This is a genomic window from Paenibacillus sp. sptzw28, from assembly GCF_019550795.1.
Taxonomy (GTDB): Bacteria; Bacillota; Bacilli; order Paenibacillales; family Paenibacillaceae; genus Paenibacillus_Z.
The window spans coordinates 3,140,674-3,164,951 of record NZ_CP080545.1 but is presented as its reverse complement, the minus strand read 5'-3'; the positions used below and the strand labels follow the sequence as shown (position 1 = coordinate 3,164,951).

The 24,278-nt window shown below is 49.5% G+C and carries 26 protein-coding genes and 1 riboswitch; of the genes, 5 read left to right on the top strand and 21 right to left on the bottom strand.

Features of this window, described 5'->3' with window-relative positions:
• Positions 1–34: 34 nt before the first annotated feature.
• The 10 genes from odhB to KZ483_RS14095 all read right to left on the bottom strand — a co-directional run bounded on the left by odhB (position 35) and on the right by KZ483_RS14095 (position 12,220).
• Positions 35–1,393 carry a 2-oxoglutarate dehydrogenase complex dihydrolipoyllysine-residue succinyltransferase gene (gene odhB, locus KZ483_RS14140; RefSeq protein ID WP_220347951.1) on the bottom strand — a complete coding sequence of 453 codons (1,359 nt, stop codon included), beginning with the start codon at positions 1,391–1,393 and terminating at the stop codon, positions 35–37.
• The gene (locus tag KZ483_RS14135; RefSeq protein WP_220347950.1) at positions 1,386–4,310 is read right to left on the bottom strand and encodes a 2-oxoglutarate dehydrogenase E1 component; all 2,925 of its coding nucleotides are present in this window, start codon (positions 4,308–4,310) and stop codon (positions 1,386–1,388) included. Before KZ483_RS14135 ends, odhB begins: the two co-directional genes overlap by 8 nt.
• A gap of 323 nt (positions 4,311–4,633) precedes the next feature.
• Positions 4,634–5,137 carry a hypothetical protein gene (locus KZ483_RS14130; protein WP_220347949.1) on the bottom strand — a complete coding sequence of 168 codons (504 nt, stop codon included), beginning with the start codon at positions 5,135–5,137 and terminating at the stop codon, positions 4,634–4,636.
• Between the two features lie 113 nt (positions 5,138–5,250).
• A complete protein-coding gene (locus KZ483_RS14125) occupies positions 5,251–5,805 on the bottom strand; it encodes a TVP38/TMEM64 family protein (protein WP_220347948.1) in 555 nt (184 codons plus the stop codon).
• A gap of 39 nt (positions 5,806–5,844) precedes the next feature.
• Positions 5,845–6,933, bottom strand: a complete 1,089-nt coding sequence (locus tag KZ483_RS28915) for an MSMEG_1061 family FMN-dependent PPOX-type flavoprotein (protein WP_220347946.1) — start codon at positions 6,931–6,933, stop codon at positions 5,845–5,847.
• A gap of 100 nt (positions 6,934–7,033) precedes the next feature.
• Entirely contained in the window at positions 7,034–7,939 is a 906-nt protein-coding gene (locus tag KZ483_RS14115) for a sugar phosphate isomerase/epimerase family protein (RefSeq protein ID WP_309568573.1), read from the bottom strand.
• A gap of 19 nt (positions 7,940–7,958) precedes the next feature.
• A complete protein-coding gene (locus KZ483_RS14110) occupies positions 7,959–8,852 on the bottom strand; it encodes a DNA polymerase domain-containing protein (protein WP_220347943.1) in 894 nt (297 codons plus the stop codon).
• Entirely contained in the window at positions 8,849–9,727 is an 879-nt protein-coding gene (locus KZ483_RS14105) for an ATP-dependent DNA ligase (protein WP_220347942.1), read from the bottom strand. Before KZ483_RS14105 ends, KZ483_RS14110 begins: the two co-directional genes overlap by 4 nt.
• The gene (locus KZ483_RS14100; protein WP_220347941.1) at positions 9,724–10,725 is read right to left on the bottom strand and encodes a non-homologous end joining protein Ku; all 1,002 of its coding nucleotides are present in this window, start codon (positions 10,723–10,725) and stop codon (positions 9,724–9,726) included. Before KZ483_RS14100 ends, KZ483_RS14105 begins: the two co-directional genes overlap by 4 nt.
• A 163-nt stretch (positions 10,726–10,888) precedes the next feature.
• The gene (locus tag KZ483_RS14095) at positions 10,889–12,220 is read right to left on the bottom strand and encodes an outer membrane protein assembly factor BamB family protein (RefSeq protein WP_220347940.1); all 1,332 of its coding nucleotides are present in this window, start codon (positions 12,218–12,220) and stop codon (positions 10,889–10,891) included.
• A gap of 334 nt (positions 12,221–12,554) precedes the next feature.
• Between KZ483_RS14095 and KZ483_RS14090 the strand changes: the two genes are divergently transcribed.
• The gene (locus KZ483_RS14090; RefSeq protein ID WP_220347938.1) at positions 12,555–13,214 is read left to right on the top strand and encodes a phosphatase PAP2 family protein; all 660 of its coding nucleotides are present in this window, start codon (positions 12,555–12,557) and stop codon (positions 13,212–13,214) included.
• 114 nt (positions 13,215–13,328) lie between these two features.
• Here the strand turns inward: KZ483_RS14090 and KZ483_RS14085 are convergent, their stop codons facing one another.
• The 4 genes from KZ483_RS14085 to KZ483_RS14070 form a co-directional block, all read right to left on the bottom strand.
• Positions 13,329–13,775, bottom strand: a complete 447-nt coding sequence (locus KZ483_RS14085) for a disulfide oxidoreductase (RefSeq protein ID WP_220347936.1) — start codon at positions 13,773–13,775, stop codon at positions 13,329–13,331.
• Positions 13,775–14,494, bottom strand: a complete 720-nt coding sequence (locus KZ483_RS14080; RefSeq protein ID WP_258881239.1) for a DsbA family protein — start codon at positions 14,492–14,494, stop codon at positions 13,775–13,777. Before KZ483_RS14080 ends, KZ483_RS14085 begins: the two co-directional genes overlap by 1 nt.
• Positions 14,495–14,622: 128 nt before the next feature.
• Positions 14,623–15,648 (bottom strand): sensor histidine kinase, encoded by a 1,026-nt coding sequence (locus KZ483_RS14075; protein WP_220347935.1) that lies wholly within the window; start codon positions 15,646–15,648, stop codon positions 14,623–14,625.
• Entirely contained in the window at positions 15,645–16,316 is a 672-nt protein-coding gene (locus KZ483_RS14070; protein ID WP_220347933.1) for a response regulator transcription factor, read from the bottom strand. The genes KZ483_RS14075 and KZ483_RS14070 overlap by 4 nt, the downstream gene beginning before the upstream one ends.
• Positions 16,317–16,494: 178 nt before the next feature.
• On the opposite strand from KZ483_RS14070, the gene KZ483_RS14065 reads away from it, so the two are divergent.
• Together KZ483_RS14065 and KZ483_RS14060 are read left to right on the top strand one after the other, a co-directional pair.
• Positions 16,495–17,262, top strand: coding sequence for an ABC transporter ATP-binding protein (locus tag KZ483_RS14065; RefSeq protein WP_220347931.1), 768 nt, complete (start codon positions 16,495–16,497; stop codon positions 17,260–17,262).
• Positions 17,249–19,177, top strand: a complete 1,929-nt coding sequence (locus KZ483_RS14060; RefSeq protein WP_220347929.1) for an ABC transporter permease — start codon at positions 17,249–17,251, stop codon at positions 19,175–19,177. Before KZ483_RS14065 ends, KZ483_RS14060 begins: the two co-directional genes overlap by 14 nt.
• A gap of 16 nt (positions 19,178–19,193) precedes the next feature.
• Here KZ483_RS14060 and crcB (KZ483_RS14055) read toward each other — a convergent pair whose 3' ends face one another.
• A complete protein-coding gene (crcB, locus tag KZ483_RS14055) occupies positions 19,194–19,550 on the bottom strand; it encodes a fluoride efflux transporter CrcB (protein WP_220347927.1) in 357 nt (118 codons plus the stop codon).
• On the bottom strand, positions 19,547–19,948 hold the full coding sequence (gene crcB, locus KZ483_RS14050) for a fluoride efflux transporter CrcB (RefSeq protein ID WP_220347926.1): 402 nt from the start codon (positions 19,946–19,948) through the stop codon (positions 19,547–19,549). Before crcB (KZ483_RS14050) ends, crcB (KZ483_RS14055) begins: the two co-directional genes overlap by 4 nt.
• 59 nt (positions 19,949–20,007) lie before the next feature.
• A riboswitch (Fluoride riboswitch) is annotated at positions 20,008–20,068 on the bottom strand.
• Between the two features lie 154 nt (positions 20,069–20,222).
• On the opposite strand from crcB (KZ483_RS14050), the gene KZ483_RS14045 reads away from it, so the two are divergent.
• Positions 20,223–20,378: a DUF1540 domain-containing protein gene (locus KZ483_RS14045; protein WP_220347924.1), complete on the top strand. Its 156-nt coding sequence runs from the start codon at positions 20,223–20,225 to the stop codon at positions 20,376–20,378.
• 112 nt (positions 20,379–20,490) lie between these two features.
• Positions 20,491–20,625: a DUF4023 domain-containing protein gene (locus KZ483_RS14040; RefSeq protein ID WP_220347923.1), complete on the top strand. Its 135-nt coding sequence runs from the start codon at positions 20,491–20,493 to the stop codon at positions 20,623–20,625.
• 112 nt (positions 20,626–20,737) lie between these two features.
• On the opposite strand, the gene KZ483_RS14035 is transcribed toward KZ483_RS14040, so the two are convergent.
• The 5 genes from KZ483_RS14035 to KZ483_RS14015 form a co-directional block, all read right to left on the bottom strand.
• Positions 20,738–21,388, bottom strand: coding sequence for an amino acid ABC transporter permease (locus KZ483_RS14035; protein WP_220347921.1), 651 nt, complete (start codon positions 21,386–21,388; stop codon positions 20,738–20,740).
• Positions 21,389–21,402: 14 nt separating this feature from the next.
• The gene (locus tag KZ483_RS14030) at positions 21,403–22,056 is read right to left on the bottom strand and encodes an amino acid ABC transporter permease (protein WP_220347919.1); all 654 of its coding nucleotides are present in this window, start codon (positions 22,054–22,056) and stop codon (positions 21,403–21,405) included.
• A gap of 9 nt (positions 22,057–22,065) precedes the next feature.
• Positions 22,066–22,944 carry a transporter substrate-binding domain-containing protein gene (locus tag KZ483_RS14025; RefSeq protein ID WP_309568572.1) on the bottom strand — a complete coding sequence of 293 codons (879 nt, stop codon included), beginning with the start codon at positions 22,942–22,944 and terminating at the stop codon, positions 22,066–22,068.
• 30 nt (positions 22,945–22,974) lie between these two features.
• Positions 22,975–23,703, bottom strand: a complete 729-nt coding sequence (locus KZ483_RS14020; protein ID WP_220347917.1) for an amino acid ABC transporter ATP-binding protein — start codon at positions 23,701–23,703, stop codon at positions 22,975–22,977.
• Positions 23,704–23,930: 227 nt separating this feature from the next.
• On the bottom strand, positions 23,931–24,239 hold the full coding sequence (locus KZ483_RS14015; RefSeq protein WP_220347916.1) for a hypothetical protein: 309 nt from the start codon (positions 24,237–24,239) through the stop codon (positions 23,931–23,933).
• Positions 24,240–24,278: the final 39 nt, after the last annotated feature.

Genomic DNA, 24,278 nt, shown 5'->3' with positions numbered 1-24,278 from the left:
ACTATGGACCTATCTCAATCAATCACTCGGCTATTTACCCTTCGAGCAGCAGGGATTCCGGGTCCTCCAGCAGCTGCTTGAGGGTTACGAGGAACCGTACGGCCTCCGCACCGTCCACTATACGATGGTCGTAAGAGAGAGCTACATACATCATATGCCGGTTCTCCATTCTATCCGCATCTATGGCCACCGGTCTGAGCTGGATCTTATGCATGCCGAGAATACCGACCTGCGGCGCATTAAGAATCGGCGTAGATAACAAGGAACCGAACACACCGCCGTTTGTAATGGTAAACGTGCCGCCCTGCAGATCGGACAGTGCCAATGAATTGGAGCGCGCTTTCTCCGCCAGACCGGAAATTTGCTTCTCGATTTCTGAGAAGGTCAGGCGGTCGGCGTTCCGTACTACAGGGACAACGAGCCCTTCCTTGGCGGATACGGCGATTCCGATATCGTAATACTGCTTCACTAATATCTCATCACCCTGAATTTCCGCATTAAGAAGCGGGAATTCCTTAAGCGCACCTACGACGGCTTTGGTGAAGAACGACATGAATCCAAGCCCGATGCCATGCTTCTCTTGAAATGCCTGCTTGCGCCTCTTGCGGATATCGAGTATAGCCGTCATATCCACTTCGTTAAACGTTGTAAGCATAGCGGCTGTCCGCTGCGCCTCCACTAACCTGGCCGCGATCGTGATGCGGCGGCGGGACATCTTGCGTCGCTCTGCCGGTTTGGCCGGATCAGCGCCTGCCGCGCTCTGTTTCACATCGGTACCGCCCCCTTCGTTAGGACGGCGTTCCGAGGCTGCGCTTCCGGCCGGGCGTGCAGGAGTTTCACCTGCCGCGGGTTTGGCCTTATAGGCTTCGACATCCTCCTGCCGGATTCTTCCGATCGGATCCTGGGATTGGACCTTGGAGAGATCGATTCCCCTTTCCCTGGCGAGCTTCCTCGCTCCGGGAGTTGCGTTATACGAGGCGGCAGAGACCTCGGAATCGCCTGACGCGTCGTCTTTCTTCGGCTGTGCTTGTGATGCAGCGGACTGCTGCGGTGAAGCTGGAGCTTGGGCGCCCAGTTGACGTTCGGATGACGCACCGGCGTCTTCTTTGCTCTCTCCGGCCGAGCCCGTCTTGCCGTTCTGTTCGGCAGCAGCTGCCTTGGCAGTGCCGATTCGGGCTATCGTTTCCCCCACGCCTACGGTTTCGCCCTCTTGACGTGTGATTTGCTCGACTATCCCGCTTTCCTCTGCGCTGATTTCTATATTAACCTTATCCGTTTCCAGTTCGGCCAGAACCGCACCCTGATTTACGGAATCCCCTTCCTTCACATGCCACTTCGCGATTGTGCCTTCTACAATAGATTCGCCCATTTCAGGCACTTTAACATCACTCATTGCCGTTCTCCCCCTTAACATTCGTCGTTAGCGTGCTCCGGTTCAAAGCGACTGAAATAATCCGCTGCTGCTCGGTATTGTGGATGTACTGGAAGCCGCTCGCAGGGCTGGACCGTTTGGGCCGGCCGACATAACGTACGGCCGCACCACCTGGTGTCCGGGCCCTAATACGCGGCTCGACATAATTCCAAGCTCCCATATTTTGCGGCTCTTCCTGGACCCACATGATTTCCTTCACATTCGGATAGCGTCCGATAACCCGTTCGACATCGGCTTTGGGGAACGGATACAATTGTTCAATGCGGGCAATATGAAGCCAGCTACGGTCATTCGGTTCGCTTTTCTCCGGATTGTCCGGCTGCAGGGCAGCTTCCAGTTCGACCGCGATTTTACCGCTGCAGAAGATCAGCCGCTCTACCTGGGCAGGTTCCTCTCCCAATCCCTGCTGCTCCAATACGGGCTGGAAAGCCCCTTCGCTTAATTCTCTCGGCGCTGACGCGACATTCGGGTTCCGAATCAGACTCTTGGGCGACATTATAATGAGCGGCCTTGCTTCCTCTGTGTCCGTTATCGCCGCCTGCATGCGCAGCAGATGGAAATATTGCGCCGCGGATGTTAGACTCGCGATCGTCCAGTTGTCTTCTGCCGCGAGCTGGAGGAACCTCTCCAGTCGTGCGCTTGAATGCTCCGGTCCTTGCCCCTCGTAGCCGTGGGGCAGGAGCATGACGAGACTGGATTTTTGCGACCATTTCACCCTGCCGGCTGTAATAAATTGGTCGATAATGACCTGCGCCGCATTGGCGAAATCCCCGTACTGCGCTTCCCAGATGACGAGTGTTTCCGGAGAGAATACATTATAGCCATAGTCGAATCCGACCACAGACGCTTCAGAAAGCGGGCTGTTATAGATCGCGAACGACGCGCGCGCCTCCGGCAGCGTATGAAGGGGACACCATGTTTCTCCGGTGCTGCTGTCGTGCAGGACAAGATTCCGGTGCGCGAAGGTCGCTCTTTCCGTGTCCTGTCCGCTTAGTCGGATCGGTTTGCCGTCGGCCAATATCGAAGCGAATGCCAGCGTTTCCGCAAGCCCCCAATCCACTTTACCGCCCTCGTCCAGAGCATCGGCACGACGCATCAATATACGCTCCAGCTTGTTGTACACCTTAAACCCTTCTGGCCACTTCAATAAACCGGCATTGATGGATTTCAATCTGTCCAGCGGGACAGCTGTTTTGTTCTGGGTAGGCCGCCGCTTGCTGCCCGCCTCATCGGTTCGGAACGGGCGGTCCTTCTTCTCGTTCTCCTTCACTTCTCCGAGGGCTGCTTGCAGCCGCTGCATTCCCTCTTGTTTGATCTTCTCGATCTGTTCTTCCGTAATCAGACCCTTTCCCTTGAGGCTCTCGGAATAGATTTCCGTTACTCGCGGGTGGTTCTGGAGCTTCTGGTACAAAAGCGGCTGCGTCGTTGCGGCATCGTCCGTCTCGTTATGGCCATAACGTCGGTAACCGATCAAATCGATGAGAAAATCCTTGCGGAAACGGTGCCTGTATTCACAAGCCATGCGAACAGCGGCAATACATGCCTCCGGATCGTCCGCGCTCACATGGACAATCGGTATTTCATAGCCCTTTGCAAGATCGCTTGCATAATGCGTGGAACGGGAATCGCTGCTTTCCGTAGTAAAGCCGATCCGGTTGTTAACAATAATGTGGATCGTTCCCCCGCTCTCGTAGCCCTTCAGCTTCTTGAAATTCAGCGTCTCAGCAACAATTCCTTCCCCGGCGAAAGCGGCGTCGCCATGCATAAGCACCGCAGCTGCGGCTCCGAAATCCGGCTTCGGGTAGCCGGGCGACGTCCTGTCGTCCTGCGCGGCGCGGGTGAATCCTTCGACAACCGGATTTACGAACTCGAGGTGGCTCGGATTGTTCGCCAAGGTCAAGCGGGTTTCTATCGTCTCTCCCGCCTTCACCGAACGGTGTGCGCCAAGGTGATATTTGACATCCCCGGTCCAGCCGATGTTGATGCCGATCGATCCTTCCGATGGTATAAGATCCTTATTGGGCGCAAGGTGAAACTCCGAGAATATCTTGCTATACGGTTTGCCCAGTACATGAGCAAGAACGCTCAGTCTTCCGCGGTGAGCCATTCCCATCAATATTTGAGTAGCGCCGTCATGGGCAAGCTCCCGCACGATTTCATCCAGCATCGGAACGAGCATATCGGTTCCTTCTATCGAAAACCGTTTTTGTCCGACAAACGACCGCTGCAGGAAGTTTTCGAATTGCTCGACCTCTATAAGTCTGTGCAGCAGCGCGGTTCTTTCCTTGGCACCGAGCGGTTTCCCGGCCATTCCGGATTCTGCCTGCCGGTTCAGCCATATACGCTCATCCTCTTCATGAATGTGGCCGAATTCGAAGCCGAATGATTGCGTATAGGTTTCCTTCAGCCGAGTTATCGCTTCCCACCCGTTTCGTACCGTTTCGGGCGCGTCCTCCCATATGAGAGAAGCGGGAATTGCCGCCAGCTCGTCCCGGGTAAGATGGAACCTCTCGGGTTCAAGCAGGCTGGTATCCGGTGCGGTACCCAGCCCGAGCGGATCATTATGGGCGGCCAAATGCCCGTAGGTTCGAATATTTCGGACCAGCTTTCCGGCATCGACGACCTTTTTGAGAAACGCGGGGTCTCCCGCCTGGATGCTTCTCTCCCCGGATAATTCTCTTTGCTGCGGCAAAGGCTTCGCCGGACTTGCAGCCGAAATCGAGGGTGGCGGCCCCCACTGGGCGAACAACTCCCGATAGGAGGGATCCACGTCTTCAGGGTTGTCTAAATACATATCATACATTTCCTGTATGTACCCAAGATTAGGACCGTAATAGAGCTGCCAGGGCGATTGCCCGCTTTGATTGCTTGCTGTCATTACCGCCTACCTCCGTCTAAGTTTAATGAATGATCGGAATAACTTCCTTCTATCCTTATTAACCCTTTCAATACCCATCCATACATTCAATCCGTAAAGTTTGGAATACCGTCAAATATACTGCTGTATGCATAGTCAATAAGATGCTCAGAATCGCAAGGATGGATGCGCAGAAGGACATGATTTCATCGTAAAGTAAAAGTTAATCAAACGACAAATACACAGATTAGATATCATTAATCTCTTTTCAAGATGAACGCCGGGAGGCAAAATAAAAAGCAAGCTTATGGAAAGCTTGCTGCAGTGGCCCGTATCTTGATCCGTTATGGAATATATTGCTGTACGATTTTAACAATCCGGTTATTCTCGATTGTAAGATGGTACGGATAATCGCTCATGTCCCATATACCGTCCTTTTTAAACAGCGAACGGAATTTGGCGACATCAATCCGCTCGTTCCAGACAATGTCATCATCTGCAGCTTTGCCGGTCCGATCATAGATTTGCATCAGGACGACAGCATTGTGATCGACTTCGAAGGTGCGCAATTTCTTGCTGTCGTTAATGATATAATAGCCGTCTGGCGCTTCGTTCATATCGGCATCCTTCTCGCGTTCCCGAAACATACGGTTCGCTGCTTCGCCTTCAAACCACTGAATATAATCGGCCGTAATATAAGTATGGCCATTCTTCGTGTAGATCCTGTCGATGAATGCCGGGTGCGTATCCGGGCTCTTCGGGACCGGATGATATTCATTGTCGTCCGCGAAGCTTAGCTGTGTCAGGAACAGAAATACGACGGCAAAGCATAGTACGGTTTTTCGCATTATGATCTCCCCCTTGGCCTTTCTCTTTAAATTTATTATTCGTTTGCCGGAATCAGTCCTCCCTATCTATTGCCCAAAAAGCCCCGACATAAAACAGCGCCGCGACTAAGCGACTAGCCGGCCTTTTTCTTTGATGTTCCAAACAGCAGCACAAACGCGGCGATAATGACGATTGTAACGATAAATCGGGTCGTATTTTGCTTCAGAAAAATCAAATCATGTCCAACTAATGTTTCTAAAGCTACAGACGGCGCTTTACCGATTAACGTGGCCAGAATGAAGTCGGTAAACCGCATGGATGAGATCGCGCCTATAATGGTCACTATCCCAGATGGAATAAAGGGGGTGAGCCTGGCAAGCAGGATCGCGGTGAACTGCCGCATGCGATCCAGTTGGTTGATGCGGCTAAGCCACTTCCAGTCCGCATTCTTGCCTTTCCTTAGAGACAGAAAGCCTTTCCTGTACAGAAAATACGAAACTGCCGCTCCCAGCAGTTCTCCTAACCACGATACAAAAAATCCGGGGACCAAACCGAATACAACGGCATTTGCAGCCGATAAAAAAACGGAAGGCACGACACCGAGCAGACTGATCACCACATTTAACAACAAACTGATTACAATCGCCCAAATGCCCCACTGTTCAAGCCATTCCGCAAGATGCCCCACTTCGCCTCTCCTCTCGTCTGCCGGTATCTATAATATACACTAATACAACCGCTTCTCGTAGCTTTCCTTCAGCCCTTCAGAGATAACATCAGCTGAAAGATCAGGGTTGCCTACGTGGTCGGCAAGCATTTCGGGTATTGATGGCAGCCCAGACTGGTCAGGCCACGTAAGGTTATCCCACAAATGCGAACGAATGAATGCTTTTGCACAGTGGACATAGCACTCATCTACTTCAACACCAATGCCGAGTTGAGGTATCTTACCACTCGCTTGCAGCGGGGACAACAGCTGCCGGTCATCGACAATAACGGCTCGCCCATTGATACGAAGCGTTTCTTTGAGGCCGGGTATAATAAAAATTATTCCGATATGCGGGTTGGAGAGAATATTCTTCAGCGTATCCATTCGTCTGTTGCCGGGCCGCTCAGGAATAAGCAGCCGTCTCTCGTCGATTACCGATACGAACCCCGGGGCATCGCCGCGCGGCGATACATCACACATACCCTCTGAATTGGACGAAGCAATGAACAGCATCGGAGATTTCGAGATGAAGCTGCGGCAGTGGCGATCGATGAACGATATTGTCTTACGGTTCACCACTTCGCTAGGATAGCCCAGACGAGAATGAAGCTCCTCCTCCGTATGAATTCTCCTAGCGAATGGATTATGTTTCGGCAGCGCTCGTACCAAATTGACGAACTGCGGCATCGAATCGTAAAACATTTGCACCAAACGTCTCATTTGCTCCGCGAATTGTACACTGCCAGGCGCACTAACCTCAACGGACTGGAGAGTTCCGCTCATAATTTCATGAAACAAAGGAATGTCCCTGTTGTACGTAAGCTTGATATATTCCTTATGCCGGATACTCATGCCTATGATGAAATCATACTCGTTAAAGCAGATTTCATCGAACTGCATTCGCGTAAAAGAGGATGTGTCGATGTTCATTTCGTTCATTATGGAGAAATGAAGGTCCGAATAATGGCCGATTTCGCTTCCCGCACTTATTCCGGCTGAATGAACAACGACATCGTCAATATTCGAGCGCAGCAAATAATCTCTAAGACAAAACTCCGCAATGACGCTTCGCGTATAATTGTCTGTGCACAGAAACAACAGCTTCATGGCATCTCGTCCCTTCAGGTTAGCTTATGTCTACCACTGTACACTATCACTGATCGATTCGAATAGCTCCGGATTAAATTCCATTACCAGTCGATTCCATTCAATAGCCCTCACAAATATTTTCCACCCAAGCATAACAGCGGTCAAGCTGTTCATCGCTGATCAGATCCGAGCGATGCTCAAACAGAATCTTCACATCCGGATTTGCCTTCAGGATGATGCGTAGATATTGCTCGATCGGAGCCCAGCCGTCCTGCGGTCTTTGCTCGGGCAGAACGGGTACGTGGCGGTCTACCCCGGACTCGCGGATTCGGGAATTGGCGAGGTGTACAAGCGCTGCATACCCGGCGTACTTGAGAATCACCTCTATGGCATTAAAATGCGGATCGATCCGTTCCTGAAGGTGAAGCCTCCCCGTGTCCAGGCAGAGCTTTATACGGGGATAGGCCTCCAGCAATTTTTCCAGTAAATCGGTATCATAAACATATCTGTTCAGGGCATCGAACTCGAGTAATGGCGTGAAAGCATACTGCTCTCCTTTATTCGACAGCCATTCGAACATCGCTTCGCTATGGCGCTGAAACGACTCAAAATCATAGACGCTCTCGAATTCATATTCGCTTCTGTCGGCGAAATGCCATTGGTTCCAATCGGCGCGCTCGTCAAGAATAACCGGCTTGGGGTAATGGAATAGCACATAATTCGGCTTCAGCCCGCTGAGCAGCTGCAGCTCCTCGTCTACTTCAATGAATTCTTGCTCTCTGATTTCCTGATCCCGAGCCAGGAATAATGCGTCCCGAAGCTTTGAAGGCTGATGCCGGAAACGATAATGGATGCCAACCTGGAATCCGTGCCGCGCCGACTCCTTGGCCAATGCCTCGTAATCGGCTTGATTCGAAAATTGGCTTGCTTCGATGCCATAAAAGCCGGAGCGAAAATCACGCTCAAACTTCCCATAGTCGAACCTTCCGTATTGACCGATCAGGAATCGCGAACACAATTTCAAGTTATTCTCCTCCGTGCGCTCAGCAGCGTAATTTAATAAAGTCAAGAATCGCATCCAGCGATTGCGGCTCCGTCTGAGCGATCAAATCGCCGTACCGGGATAAACGCTCTTCGATGTTGAGCAGGTTGAATAAGCGCGGATCGATTCCCTCCCGCACCTCTCGCCACAGAAGTGGCGTCGAAACGGTCGCAAGCGGACGGCCTCTTGGCGTGTAGGGCGCCGACAAGCTTTTTCCCGCGGCATGCTGGACATAATCGATGTAGATTTTACTGCCGCGGTCTTTAATAAGCCGCTCAACCGTAAACAGCTTCGGATATTTCTCGGATAGATACTTGCCGACAAACCTTCCGACTTCTCGGAGCTGACCGAAAGTATATCCCTTCCGTATAGGCACATATATCTGAAAGCCGGTCGCTCCGGATGTTTTGGGTACCGATTGAATACCGAGCGCATCGAGTGTCTCCCCGATAAGAGAGACCGCTTCCTGCAGCCTGGGCTCATCCTCCCCGCTCGGATCGATATCCAGCACCCACTCGGCCGGCTCCTCGCCGCCGATATACTCGAAGGAAGGGTGGAACTCCAGCGCTGCGAGATTCCCGAGCCAGAGCAGTGCCGGAAGCGAATTCAAGTTAATATAGTTCACGCCCTCATGCTCTGCCGTGCGTACATAATCCGGTATTGGCCGGGGCGCATTTTTCTGATAAAAGGATTTGCCGCCCGCGCCGCCCGGGTATCGGATCGTTGTCAAATAACGGCTGCGGCAGTACGGCAGCAAATATGGCGACAGCGCGACCAGCTTTTGCAAATAGACCGACTTCGTAATGCCCATCTCCGGCCACAGCAGCTTCGAGGGATGAGTAACAGTGATTTCGTGCCCATCCAGCTTTATAATGCCGCTCTCTTCTGCAATCATAGCGTCCTGCCTCCTATGCTGAGCAGTTTGGGGTGGCGGATCAAACCTCCTTCCGTCCGTTCCGCTCCAGTCACTTCAATAGAAAGGGGTTCCGCCAGCCAGCGAACGGTTTCCCCTTTCAGACCCGCGGGGAGAGAGTCAAAGTATAGCTTCATTGAAGCGCTCATATCGAGCTTAAGCAGCTCCGCCTTCTCCCGAGTGTTAAGCCCGGAGGATACGCGCCCGATATAAGCGCCGTCCATACGCATCACAAGACTGGCAGCTCTGCCTTCATTGAACAATATGCCAACCGCCTCCGGCTCCAGCCTCAGAGCAGCTTTTCGTTTATACCAATCCTTGTGTTCTTTCCCTTCTTTATAAAGACTTCCTAGCCTCTTGCTGATGACACCTTCCCAGCCGTTTATCTGCACCCATTCCCAGAGCGCTCTGCCGTCCTCATATACATCCGCAACAAAAAAAGGCGGCCCCCAAGCGGAAGCCAGCCGCTTCAGAAGCGCATGCCGTTCCCGGTAAGGCAGCTTGCGCAGATCGTTTCCGTCCATATTGAGCAGGTCGAACAGCATATACTGAACCGGCTCGCGCTCAGTGAGTTTGCCGCGCTGCTGCAGCTTCTGGAAGCTCGGACGCATGATCTCCGCATCCATAACGATCACCTCGCCGTCCAGTATGAACTCACCCTCAAGCTTTGACAGCGCCTGGACAAGCTCAGGATATTCACTGTTTTGCTCCAACATCTTCTTTGAATACAGCCCGACATGACCGGAGCGAGCAGATGCGATAATTCGGTAACCGTCCCATTTGAGCTGATAAACCCAATCTTTCCCTTCGGGGATAATGTCAGAATAGACTGGCGACATCGGGATAAAAGGCTTCATTCGTCAAGACCCCGTTCTTCGTGTGCGTTTCGGCTTGCCAGCTTCCGCTTCGGCTTTAGCTTCAGCGGAACGCTTCTCATCGTTTCCGCGCCCGGCAGTGCTCTTGGCATTATTATTGCCGGCATTCTCACTATCTTTCTTCGCCGCTGTACCTGTTTTCTTCGCGGATGTCTTGCGTTTGCCCGGCGATTTCCGTTGGTTACGGAGCCGGTATCGGCTTTGGAAGCGGCGGATTTCGGCTGCTGCAGGCTCGCCTTCAACGCCTCCATCAGATCGATAAAGTTGGCTGGTTTCTCTTCAGGGGCGAATTTCACTTCTTTGCCCTCTACTTTATCTTCAATTGCGGCCAGCAGACGCTCCCGGTAATCATCCTTGTACTGATCGGGCTTGAATTCGCTTGTCAGCTGTTCAATAAGCAGCTTCGCCATATCCAGCTCCCGCTCGTCAACCATTGACGACTTCGGCAGATTCGGAACCTGTTCAATAGAACGAATTTCATCCGCATAGAACATAGTTACCATCGACAGCACATTGTCGATCACCCGAATGGCGGCAAGACTGCTCTTGGAACGGATCGTAGCGTTTGCGACGCCGATCTTGTTCGTTGCTTTTAACGCTTCAACAAGCAGCGTATAGGCGTGCTTGCCCGTTTCCTCCGGCGCCAAATAGTAGGTTTTATGATAATAAACCGGATCGATTTCATCCAGCTCGATAAAATCGAGAATGCGGATCTCACGCGAATTCTCCGCTGAAAGCTTCTCCAGCTCCTCTTTCTCGAACGTCACATAGTGACCCGGCTCATATTCGTACCCTTTCACGATGTCATTCCAGCTTACATCATCGCCGCATTTCGGACAGGTGCGGTGGTACCGGATCGGGACATGGAAGTCTTTATGCAGCATTTTCATCGGAATATCGTTGTCCTGAGTGGCCGTAAACATTTTCACCGGAACATTGACCAGACCGAAGCTGACTGCGCCTTTCCAGATCGTTTGCATGGCGAACCCCTCCCTGTATTCAACGTGTATTCATTAATAACCTTCCCGCCCGTCATCCAATCTTGCAGGAGGTTTTCATACGCGAAGAAACGGGGTATTGTCATGGAACACGATGATAGCTGGATGACGATTCCGACAAGGCTAATGAAGTCGATCTTAGCGTTTATTTGAGCGATTCAGGTATTTTGACGCCAATCAGACGCCCTTCGGCTTGAATAATGATCGTTTCGCCTGTTTTCAAAGTCGGACCGTAATTCCTGGTGCCTGTTTTGACGGTGAAAGCCGCGGCCGTTGTCTGGAGGTTAAATCCGTGAAACAGCCCGTCGGTTTGACCTATATACACGCCATTACCGAAAATATCCGTCTGAGCCGCCGGATTATCCCCTCTCCATCCGACTTGCTGGCCGTTTGCCAGCTTCATCCCTTTAAGGTCGCCGGTTGTATGATCGAAGAAGAACATGCGCTCCTTGTAGATGCTGCCGACAACCTCGGCGTTCGAATAGGGTCTATACCATTTCTTGACCGGCTGCCCATCCGGTACGTATTTTGCAAAATCATATTGGACGATCTTATCATTTTGAAATATGTACAAGTCATTTCCGTCCAGCAAGGCGGAGCCTCCGGCAGTGGCAAAAGGCGGCTGCCCGGGAAGTGTCCATGAATATACCCGCTCCTCCTCAACCGCTCCAGTCTTGAGATTAAAAGCTTTTATGGTTAGTTGTCTCTTTACTGCGGCGTCGTCAAACGGATAAGGATCTGTTATTGAATAGACTAAACCGTTCCGGACGGTTAGGGGACTGTTCTGACGAAACACGTCCCACAGCTTCTTCCCGGTTTGTTTATCGAATGCATCGAGCTGAACCGAAGTTAGAGCACCCTGAACTAAGAATGTTCTGAAAACAACCCCTCCGGCTTCCAGCACCGCTCCTCCGCCCCCTTCGGATTGCGGCTCATCCGCTTTCCATTTCAGCTTGCCTGTAGCCGCTGCAAAGGCGAAAGTCTCGGATTGCACGGCTGCATATACGGTATCGCCGATTGGCGTCAAAAATCCGCCGCCGGGAAGCTTAGCCGTTGAAACCCACTTTTTCCGGCCGTTCTTGGCATCAAGCGCATACATATTTCCGCCTTCGGTCAGCCCGTACACAATACCGTCATGATAGACGACGGCAGGAGCCAATTTACTACCATACTTCCACAGCTGCTTCCCTGTCTTGGCATTCACGGCGACCAATTGCTTGCCTTTAAAAGCAAATACCATGCCGTTTTCCGCCGCGGATTGCTGGCTTGAGTAAGCTTCCGCCGGTTTATCTACTGAGAACGTCCACGAAGGTTTAATAACCGGTGCTTTCACAGTATTGCTTGTCCAATTGCTGACAGAGACCGCTGGCGCCTCAGCATTAACGGGAGCAGGCACGCTCGCTAGACTGAATAATACTGCCAGAGACGCCGCCGCGGCAATTCCTTTACCATATAGTGTACATGTTCGTTTCTGCATTTCGACGCACCTTCCTCATATATACATTTTTATGTAACTCTATTTTCGACGTACAATTGATAGCGAAGGTTGCAGCTGTCTCAAAATAATAAAGCTCTCCCGTCCGCTCTGCGACACCGATATAACAAAACCGGCCGGTGCGCCTCAGACCAAGGAACTGAACTGATCCAGGACCTTGGTCTTAAGGAGCCCAGCTCAACGTCTTGGCATCGAATACAACCGTAGGACGTTTCTGGAAAATCAACGGAAGCGTATTCTTGTTATAACACCGGGTCGAAAACCCGCGAAACGAGAAATGGAGTGTCCTATTATGATCAATGTTTAACTGGCAGCGTTGAAGCCGCATCTTATCGCGCTCAGCTGTCTTCTTTCCATACCCCTGCTCGGCATTGTCTACATCTATTTGAACCGCAGCAGGGGCGCGAGCACGCACAGTCTTCTTACGGATCTTGATGAGCAGACGCCATTTCTGAAAATATTCATTGTTCCGTATTTAGTTTGGTTCGTCTTTATACTGGTATGTTTTGTCTATCTGGCATTCAAGAATCGTCAGCTCTATATGAAGACGCTGCTGCTGTACAATATTGGATTAGTCATTTGCTACTGCATCTATGCGGTATATCAAACCCATGTGCCGCGTCCGGAAGTTTCGGGAACGGATTGGTTATCCCGATTGGTTCAATACGTTTATAACTCGGATCAACCGTATAACTGCTTTCCCAGCACTCATGTTCTGACCTCTTACTGCATCATGAAAGCCTTTGCCTCAGCAAGGGAGATTAGCCGCCCGATTCGGCTGTCGGTTTCAACCATCTCCATTCTTATTATCCTTTCGACTTTGTTCGTCAAGCAGTATGTGCTGCTCGATATTGCCGGCGCCATTGCGGTTGTGGAGGCCAGCTATTTCATCGCAGACCGGGTGAAGATGAGAAATCGTCGTCCAGCGGTTATTCAGGAACTTGGAAATAAGCGGTTCTTAAGGATGGACCAATAGCCTCTCTTTGCGGTTTAAGCACAAAAAAAAACCGCGCTGCGCGCAGTTTAAAATCGGATGAACTTTAAATTCAAGCGTTGCCGTATAATCCGGCACTCTTTGTTTTATATCCTGCTATTCGGTTTCGGTGTCGGAATCCGTTTCAATCGGCTGTTTTCTTCCGATCAACAGGAACACCGTGATCAGGATGAAAGCAATCAAAGCCATAAACGGAATCGTAATCACGCCGAACCAATCGAGGTAATCCCTGTCGCACGGAACGCCTGCACTGCAGGGCATAATATCGGCGAAGCCCGGCACTTTCTGTTCGAGGTAATGCCAGAGCGAAATACATCCCCCCAGAATACTAAGCGGGAGCGCATAGCCGATGATCTTCCGGTCGTTTAAATAACTGGCCCGTCCCAGCAGAATAACAAGCGGGTACATAAATATTCGCTGAAGCCAGCACAGCTTGCAAGGCTCGAAATTCATAATCTCGCTAAGAAACAAACTTCCGCCGGTGGCGATCATTGAGACTACCCATGCTAAATACAGAAAGTACGTCCGAACCCATACAAGCATTAAGCTCCACCCTTTTGAGCATTGTCGATTGCAGCCTTAATCTTCTCATAATCGAACACATCTTCGAATTTAACGCCGTTAATGAGCAGTGTCGGTGTCGATCTGGCATTGGCTTTATTCTGAGCGAATGAGCTGTGGTCGGTAACCTCTTTCTCGTATGTTTTGTTATCGATATCCTGCCGCAGCTTGTCGTAATCGACCTTGATGCCCTGCTGCTTGGCCAGCTCGGTCAGGAAGTCAGGTGTCGTCCAGTTTACGCTCTCGCTCTGTTGATTCTTGTATAACGCGTCATAATAATCCCAGAACGCATCTTTATTCTGATGGAACACGGATCGCGCGGCGAGCGCGGCGGTAACGGACTCTTCGATTGGGCTGATGATGATATCGTCCATGAAATAGAACGATACCTTGCCTGTATCGATATAATCCTTTTTTAACTGCGGGAAAATATTTTGACTGAATACCTGGCACGCAGGACATCTATAGTCACCGAACTCGACAATTTTAACAGGTGCGTTAGCTGACCCCAGCATCGGCAGTTCATCGTAGGGAATTTCCAGAGGTTTAGCTTTCGGTTGGAAAATGATCGCAACGGCAATCACCGCAATAAAACAAATACCTGTGAACCACATAATGAGCTTCATTCGTTTCTGTTTCTTTAGCTTCTCCTGTTGCCTTAATGCTTTATTGTTTACTTTTGCCGCAGATTTGTTTTGCAACGATTACCCTCCCAGAGCACAAAATTATCTCTATTATAACCGAATAATCTTAAAAAAAGCTGAAAATTATCGAATTAAATAGAAAGGGGTTTCTGGAAAGGAAATAACTCAGTCAATCTCACTTCACATCACATTCGATAATAGTTTCTGATTTTCGGAAAATGAATGATGAGCTTCGTGTATGAGTTTTCCTCCGACTGGACGGATAGATCGTGTCCGAGCTTAAGGGCCATCCGCTTGGCCAGATACAGCCCCATCCCGGTGGATTTGGCATGACTTCTTCCATTGGAGCCCGTAAAGCCTTTATCGAAAACGCGGTTAATATCCTCCTGTTTAATCCCGATTCCGGTATCCTGTATCAGCAATCGTCTTTCGTTGCCGTCTTCTTCAACACGGAAGGATATCTCTCCGCCTTCACCCGTGTACTTTAAACAATTCGATACGATCTGATCGATAATAAAACCAAGCCATTTCCGGTCGCTTTGCACAAGATGATGTCCATAGCTCATCGTAAAGCGAATATGTTTATCAATAAACAGCTTCGCGTACTTCTTGACGCTATCCTTACTGATTTGGTCAAGCTCCAGCTCCGTAATGAAATAATCTTTGGAGAAGGAATCGATGCGTGAATAGTACAGTGCCTGCTCGACATAATTATCAATCTTGCCCAGTTCATCCTCCAGCTTGTCTACAAGGTAATCTACGGTCTTGCCTGTGCTGTTCTCGAGCAGCAGCCGGCTTGCGGCGATCGGAAGCTTCACCTCATGAATCCAGGACATAATAAAATCCTGATGATCGCGTTTTTCGTTATGCAGCTGCTGCAGCTGCATCGAATGTGCGTCATTCAGTTTCTTGAGAAGCTCAAGATACTGCGCTTGCTGATAATTCTGAGCAGCCGGCAAAGCTGCGGCAATTTCTGCCGAACCGCTCTCAATGATGTCGTTAAGCTCCCGGTAGAACGTCCTGCGGTAATAGTATCCGCTCATAAGGTACACGGCCGCGATAAAGAAGCAGCCGACATTCGTGTATAGGATATTGTTCGCGGCATGCTGCCTGCTGGCGCTGATCAGCATAATCAAGGAAACAAAGAGCATGATTAAGATGTACAGTCCGATGAAATACCGTTTATCTTTAAGATATTGAATCAGACTCATAGGATGATGTACCCCTGTCCTTTCTTCGTTGTAATGAAATCCTCCTTGCCAAGATCAGCCAGCTTCTTACGCAGCCGGGTAATGTTGACCGTTAATGTATTATCGTCCACGAAGCTCTCGTCTTCCCATAAGCTGCGCATGATTTTCTTTCGGCCCACGATCGTACCTTTATGCTGCATCAGTATTTTCATAATCGTGAACTCGGTTTTGGTAAGCTCCGCCTTCCGTTCGTCCGACAAGACATACCCATCGTTAAGACTGAGTATGACCCCGCCATGTTCGATTACGCTCAGAGGAGTTTCAACGTACGCGTACGTCCTGCGCAGCAGCGCATTTATTTTGGCCACCAAAACATCGGTAAAGAAAGGCTTCTGGATAAAATCGTCGCCCCCCATATTCATGGACATTACCATATCCATAGGCGTGTTACGCGAAGAAAGGAAAATAATCGGCACTTTTGAGACTTCTCTTATTTTATTGCACCAGTAAAATCCGTCAAATGAAGGCAGGTTGATATCCATTAAAACAAGGTGTGGATTTTCACGCAGAAACTCCTGTAATACCTGCTCATAATCTTCGACTCGAAGGGCTTCGAAGCCCCATTTCCCCAGAGCTTCCGCGACCGTATCCGCAATAATCGGATCGTCCTCTATAATCAAGATTTTCATTCCCATTCCCCCGGCTGCCGTCTATACCATGCAACATACCATTTTGGTCCGAACGAAATCAATATAATGTGACAACATTGTAAGGTCCGACATAGAAGTTGTAAGCTTATACAATGGTTGTTCCTTGTAGAATAGAACTCGTAAGAACAATATTGGACCACAATGGAGGAATCATTATATGAGAACGGTAGTGGAAGCCAAACAACTGAGAAAAGTATACGGTTCGAAGGGAAATGTGTTCACCGCATTGGATGAAATCGATTTGACGGTTCAAGAAGGAGAATTCGTTGGCATAATGGGTCCCTCCGGTTCCGGCAAATCCACCCTGCTGAATATGCTGGCAACCATCGATCAGCCGACGTCCGGCGACATCGTTATTGACGGGACAAGTGTTTTGAAGATGAACGAAGAGCAGTTATCGGTCTTTCGCCGCAGCAGGCTCGGTTTCATTTTTCAGGATTTCAACCTGCTCGATACGCTGACCGTAAAGGAAAATATATTGCTGCCGCTTGCGCTGGCGAAGATGAATGTGAGTGAATTGGAGCGAAGGGTGGATGAGATTGCCGATAAGTTCGGCATTCGGCCTCTTCTGAATAAGTACCCCTATCACATTTCCGGCGGACAGAAGCAGCGTACGGCAGCTTCCCGCGCCATTGTTTCGAGGCCAAGCCTGATACTGGCGGATGAACCGACTGGTTCGCTGGATTCCAAGTCGGCGACCGACTTGCTCGAAAGCCTGAAAGACTTGAACGAACAAGACCAAACGACGATTCTGATGGTGACGCATGACGCTTTTGCCGCAAGCTACTGCAAACGTGTGTTGTTTATCAAAGACGGACATATGTTCACTGAGCTTGTGAAAGGCAATGCGCCCCGCAAAGATTTCTTCAACAAAGTGCTCGATGTGCTGTCGGTGCTTGGGGGTGGCATAAGTGACGTTATTTAGCCTGGCGAGGAAAAATGTCCGGGGAAACATGAAGAGCTATCTGATTTATTTCATTTCGATGATTTTCAGCGTGGTCATCTATTACACGTTCGTTTCTTTGCAGTATAGTAAGGAAATCCAGGAAAGCATGCAGATGTCGCAGGCTATAAGCTCGGTCTTTACGGGGGGATCCGTGATCCTGCTATTGTTCGTAGCCGTATTCATCTGGTACTCTAACTCCTTTTTCACCAAGAAAAGGAAGAAGGAAGTGGGCCTCTACTCGCTTCTGGGTTTACGCAAAAAAAAAATCGGACAAATGCTGTTCTACGAGAACCTGATTATGGGAACTGTCGGCTTAGCCGCCGGAGTCGTCATTGGAACATTAATGTCCAAATTGTTCACCATGATTTTTTTGAAGCTGCTGGATTCGGCAATCGATGTAAGCTTCAGCATCTCAATAGAAGCGATTATCAATACGATTCTTGTATTCGCCGTCCTTATCTTATTCACATCGTTTCAGGCTTACCGTCTGATTTATCGTTTCAAATTAATCGAGCTGTTTCAAGCCGAGAAAGAAGGTGAACAAGCTCCGAAGGCTTCCTTGGCGGCAGCAATAATCGGTATTGTACTGCTTGCCGGAAGTTATTGGCTTGTCTTTCAGCCTATGACAACAAACGAACAAATGGGGAGAAATATACTGCTTTTCATAATCGGAATGATTATCGGGACTTATTTATTATTCCGTTCTGCTATCGTTCGGCTGTTAGGCGCTTCCAGGGCAAATAAATCCCGCTATTACAGTGGAATGAATGTAATCGCCACCTCTCAACTGCTGTTCCGCATTAAAGGGAATACGCGTACGCTCACCATGATTTCTCTGCTCAGCGCGGTTACTTTGAGTGCTATCAGCGTAGGCTACAGCATGTACTACAGCAACGCGAGTAATGCCGATGAGGCTGCGCCTTTCAGCTATAGCTATATTTCCGAAGGCGAAGCGACGGATCTGCAGGTCCGGAGTATCCTTGAGAAGGATAAGGAGCATCCCATTACGGCTCATTTGGATATTCCGGTTATTATGCTGAATGGTGATATTTCAGCTTTGGAGTATGTTCCATCCGGGTTCCCGGAGCATCAGTCTCCCTTGAAACTGATTTCTGCAAGCACATACAATCAAGCTTCCAGGGCTTTAAACCGGGAGGGAAATGTACAGCTTTCGGGGAATCAGGCGGCAGCTATCCTGCCGCGGTATACATCGGACCTCAGCCGTTCGGATTATGAAGGACGCTCCATTTCACTCGCGATATCCGGGGGAAACCGGACAATGACGCTAGTGAACCTGCTCGAAGGAAGAGTTCTAAGATGGAGCTACCCGGATGTTGCATTCGTCGTTGGCGATACCGCATTTAACGACTTGGCCGCACAAATCCCCCCGGTCGTTTTTAAGGTATATAAAGTAGAAAATCAGCAATCGACGAAGGCCTCCTCCGATCAGCTTGCGAAGCTGGCGGACAAGGATATGCAGATGTCTTCATTCTACACGGTGTACCGGGAGGGACTAGAAAATGCAGGGCTGAATATTTTTATTTTGGGCTTTCTCGGTCTCGTGTTTCTTGCCGCAACCGGAAGCATTATTTATTTCAAGCAGTTGACGGAAGCCCACGCGGACAAAGGGCGTTATGACATACTCCGCAAGATCGGTGTTAGTAAGAAGGAAATACGCGCCTCGGTAGCTAAACAGACTTTCTTTGTCTTTGCGCTGCCGCTGGCTGTTGGAATACTTCACAGCACGATGATTTTAAAAGCGTTATCCGCCATCAATCTTATCGTTGGCAATTTGGCGGTTCCGATTATCAGCTCGATGGCAGTGTATATCGCGATCTATCTCGGATACTATGTTCTTTGCGCGAGCTCCTTTAACCGAATCGTAAATAAGTGAATGAGCTGTTGACAGTTCAACCAAGGTCCATTCCGAGCCAGGCAAACAGCAGTCCGAAAATAACGGAAAGAACGATATATGCAAAGGCAAAGCCGATCTTCTTCTTCTCAAGCAGCTGGATCGTCTCATAGCCAAAGGTCGAGAACGTCGTATAGGCCCCGCAGAAACCTGTCCCAAGCATTAACCAGCACCAGTCGGGGATATCCCCCTGTATATGAAGGGAATAGAGTAAGCCCAGTAGAAATGAGCCTGAAATATTTATGATGAAGGTCGCGAGCGGAAACAATGTTACCCTCTTTGAGAAGACCCATTTGCCAAAATAATAACGGCAATAAGCTCCGGCAATTCCCCCTGCGCCAATTAAAATTATCATGATGCGTTTCTCTCCCGATTTACTTTATTGAATTGATATTTCGCTATATAATAGCCGGCTACAGCCAGCAACACTCCGCACAATACGCTTAATAACACATAAGACAGAGCCAGACTGTATTGATGTTTCTTGATCAGGTTTATTGTTTCTACAGAAAATGTCGAGAATGTAGTGAAAGCTCCGGTAAAACCGGTTCCGACTCCTGTCCTAACCGACAAGGGAACAGTGAACCGAAATAAAATAATGGTGAAGAACCAACCGAGAAATAAGCATCCAATCCAGTTGATGACCAATGTTCCTTCAGGCAATCCATTTGGCAAGGGCTCAATCCATTTTTCCATTTCGTATCGAAGGATTGTCCCTATAAAAGCGCCTACTGCCAGTGCGATCGCATTCATTAAGATTCTCCTCTCATCACTTCGGGTTCGGGCAAAAAAACAGACTCCTACCAGCATTTCCACTGGTAGGAGTCATCAGCCCGAAGGGCGGTTATGGCGAACTCCATCGCCGTTATAGCTGTATTCATTTTAATTCAACTGCGTTTGCGCCGCAAGCAGAAATTATGAATCGCGAATCTACTGTCATATTCAGTCGCCGCAATTCTTACTCGCCTACGTATAAATTGAATACCAATCCGCCCATCCTAATGAGATGAACGGAGGTGAACAAGCTATGGCCAAAGACGTATTGTGTGAAGTGAACTCCTGCAAATATTGGGAGAAAGAGAACCATTGCGCAGCATCCTCGATTTATGTCGTCAACAATCGGAACAAGCAAGCCAGCAATTCCGGAGAAACGGATTGCAAAACGTTCGAACCGCAGCTGTAATACCTTAAGCGGTCAGCCTTTGCCTGAAGGCTGACCTCTCTTCATCTTCATTTCTAAAGTATAACCAACAGTGATTATTATTATCAGTGAGAATGATGGAGGCATCGGAAAAGTGGAGAAAGATACAAAGCAATTTGTTGAGAAGGTTCACGAAACCCAGGAAAAGGACCGCAAGAACCGTGAGCATTACGGTAAAGGGACGCCATCCGGCAAGCTCCCGGCAAAGCAGCACGGCAAAAATCCGTAACCCCGGGCAATACCGGGCAGCTTTCGCAGCAAAGAAACAAGGCGGCGCATTCAAACGGCAGCCTTGTTTCTTTAGATACAAGTTTCTTATCCACCCAGCTTCATATTCCCGTTTAAACTTGCTTCGATTCCAGCCTTCTTGCCGCGAGAGAAAGTACATAATTTACCGTGAAATAGATTGCGGCAACCAGTATCAGAATTGGGAATACGATATTAATGTCCTGTCCCATCACAATATTTGCATTATGTGTCAATTCTGCCAGACTTATAATTACTACCAGCGAAGTATCCTTGAGGAGTGAAATAAACTGACTGACAATCGGCGGTACCATTCGCCTGAGCGCAATCGGAACAACCACATGCCTAAGCGTTTGAATATAGGATAGACCCGATGAACGGGCAGCTTCCACAAGCCCCTTCTCCACCGAATTTAATCCGCCCCGCACGATTTCGGATATCATTGCCCCTTCGAACACGGTTAGCGCCAATATCGCGGCCCAGAATAGACTCAGGTTTATGCCAAACTCCGCAAGTCCGAATTTAGAGAAAAATATAATTAACAACAGAGGCAAATTGCGGATGATTTCAATACCCATTGCTACAATTCTGGAGAGCAGCGGGATCCGGGCATACCGCAGCACTCCAAGAAGACATCCGAGTATGAAACTGAGGATGATGGCCGTTGCGGAAAGTCTTAGCGTCATGCCGAGCCCTTCCATCAGAAACCGCAAATTGTCGGGCGAGTAAGCCTTTTGAAAATCCATGACTTCCCCTCCCTTCAGCCGCTTCGCGCGAGCCTGCGTTCCAACGCGCGGGAAGCAAAGGCAAGCGGGAATGTCAACATTAAATAGAATAAGGCGACAAAAAAGTAACTGGTCACTGTATTATAAGTTTCGGAGTTTACTAAATCTCCGTAATACATCAAGTCGAGTCCGGCTACAACCCCAAGCACGGATGAATTTTTCACCAGGTTAAGAAATTGATTAGTAATGGGCGGCACTACGATTTTAACCGCCTGAGGGAGAACTACATAACGCATGGTCTGGGCATATGAGAGTCCCGAGGAACGGGCGGCCTCCGTCTGTCCCCTGGGTACCGCCATAATCCCGGCCCGAATCGCTTCAGCGATAAATGCAGAGGTGTAGACCATAAGTCCGATTGTACCTGACACGAAGCCGTTCAGCTGAATACCGACCGCCGGCAAGCCGAGAAAGAACATATATACGACGAGCAGAAGCGGGATGTTGCGAAATATCTCCACATATGCGGTTCCTGCCGCCTGCAGCGGCTTCAGCGGCGAGATCCGGAATACGGCAATGAGAGTCCCAATTACAAAGCTGCCCGCCAATGCAAGAAGACTGGCGAACAGCGTATTTCGCAGTCCGGTCAAATATTCATCCCAATGACCGGTCAGCACGGAGAAATCAATCATGTATGACCGTTACTCCGCCGGCGGCTTTTCGCCGATCCATTTCTCGTATATCTTGTCGTACTCGCCGCTGGATTTCAGTTCCTTCAATGTCTCGTTGACAAGGGCGACAAGGCCGGATTCGCCTTTCTTGATCGCAATTCCGTATGGCTCGTCAGTGAATGTACCGCCAACAACCTCGTAGTTCGGATCTTGTTTAGTCATCCCGTACAAGATAGCATTATCCGTTGTAAGAACTTCGCCTTTCCCGGACCGAAGCGCGGTGAAAGCTTCCTGGTAATTCTCATACTGCTGAACACTGAGTCCCGCAACCTTGTCTTCGATATTTTTAATCGAAGTGGAGCCTTTAACGCCGAGAACCTTCGTATCTTTCGTGATATCATCAATGCTGCGAATCGGACTGCCTTTCTTGACGAGCAGCGATTGGCCGGCTTTGAAATAGACATCGGTGAAGTCGACTTGTTTCTTCCGTTCCTCGGTGATTGTCATCGTCGCGACGATGAGGTCGATATCACCTGCGTTCAGCATCTGAATCCGTGTTTTGGATGTTACTTCCTTTAGCTCCAGCTTGCTGTCGTCGCCGAAGATTTTCTTTGCGATCGCCTTCGCTATATCGACATCGAAGCCTTCTACATTTCTCGTCGCGGGGTCCTTCAAGCCGAACAGCTTCGTATCGAACTTGACACCGGCTACCAGCTTGCCCCTTGCTTTAATATCTGCCAGTACGCCTTCCGAATCGCCGGCGCTTGCACCCGTCCCTTGATTCCCTCCACCGGAAGTGCCGGCGTTGCCGCCCGAGCTTCCGTTATTCTTGGCGCCGCAGCCTGCAAGAACGAGCATAACAGCAGTAATCAGGAGCATAATCGTCAGCCATCTTTTATTTTTCTTCAATACAATTTCCCCTCTCTACCCGCTCTGTTTTTAATGATTAATGATCCTGCTCAGAAACAATCTCGCTCTCTCTTCCTTCGGATTATCGAAGAACTGTGCCGGAACGGCCTCCTCGATAATACGACCTTGATCCATAAACACGATCCTGTCCGCAACCTCCCGGGCAAAGCCCATTTCGTGAGTGACAACCACCATGGTCATGCCCTCGTGGGCGAGCGACTTCATCACATCGAGCACTTCGCCGATCATCTCGGGATCGAGTGCGGAAGTAGGCTCATCGAACAGCATGATCTTCGGCTTCATCGCAAGTCCGCGGGCAATAGCGACACGCTGCTGCTGGCCGCCTGAGAGCTGAGAAGGATAAGCGTCCGCCTTCTCGGGAATTCCGACCTTATCCAGATAAAACCGGGCGGTCTCCTTTGCTTCCGAAGGAGGCAATCCAAGCGCTTTAATCGGAGCCAGCGTAATATTGTCGATAACCTTCATATGGGTGTACAGGTTGAAATGCTGAAATACCATGCCGATATTACGTCTGAGCTTGTTAATATCCGTGGATCTGTCATTGACTTTAATGCCGTCAACGGTGAGTTCACCCTCGGACACGGTTTCCAGTCTGTTGATGCAGCGGAGCAAAGTGCTCTTCCCCGAACCGGAAGGTCCAACGACGACAACCACTTCACCCTGACCGATGTGCAGGTTAATATCCATCAGCACTTGAAAACGGCCAAAGTATTTATCCACCTGCTTGAATGTAATCAATGGCATCCCTCCTTCTCCCTTTTACTCATTTCCTGACCGTTTAAAGCATGTATATTATGTAAGTGAATATTTATTAACCCATTTACCCCATATCCAAACAATCTGAAACAAAAGAGCCCCGATCGCTGCGCCGGAATGCAAAAATGCTGCTGTAAAGCCGGAATCTCCGCTCTACAACAGCCTTCTAATTGATGATATCGGGCGATGCCGCCAAGAGGCGGACCGCGCTACTTTTTATTTCGAAAAATATTATAGAGGAGCATAAGCACAATTACAACGAATGCCAAGCCAAACCAGGTTTTATAGTCCGACCAGATGCTTCCCGTGTTGTAGCTTCCTGCGAAATTGGCTTTCACATACGAATTTCCGCCTGACTTGCCTGCAATCGCACTGTTCGCGTCGATCCCGGTTATCGCATAATATTCCTTGCCTATCGAACCGTCGTTAACGACGAAAGGAAGCGCAGGGTCCGCCCATACATTGTGATTGGAGAACAACAACAACAGAAATACAATGAAGACAAGCATTTTTTTCATTATGCTCTCTCCTCTCATCCCGTATGACCCTATTTTAAT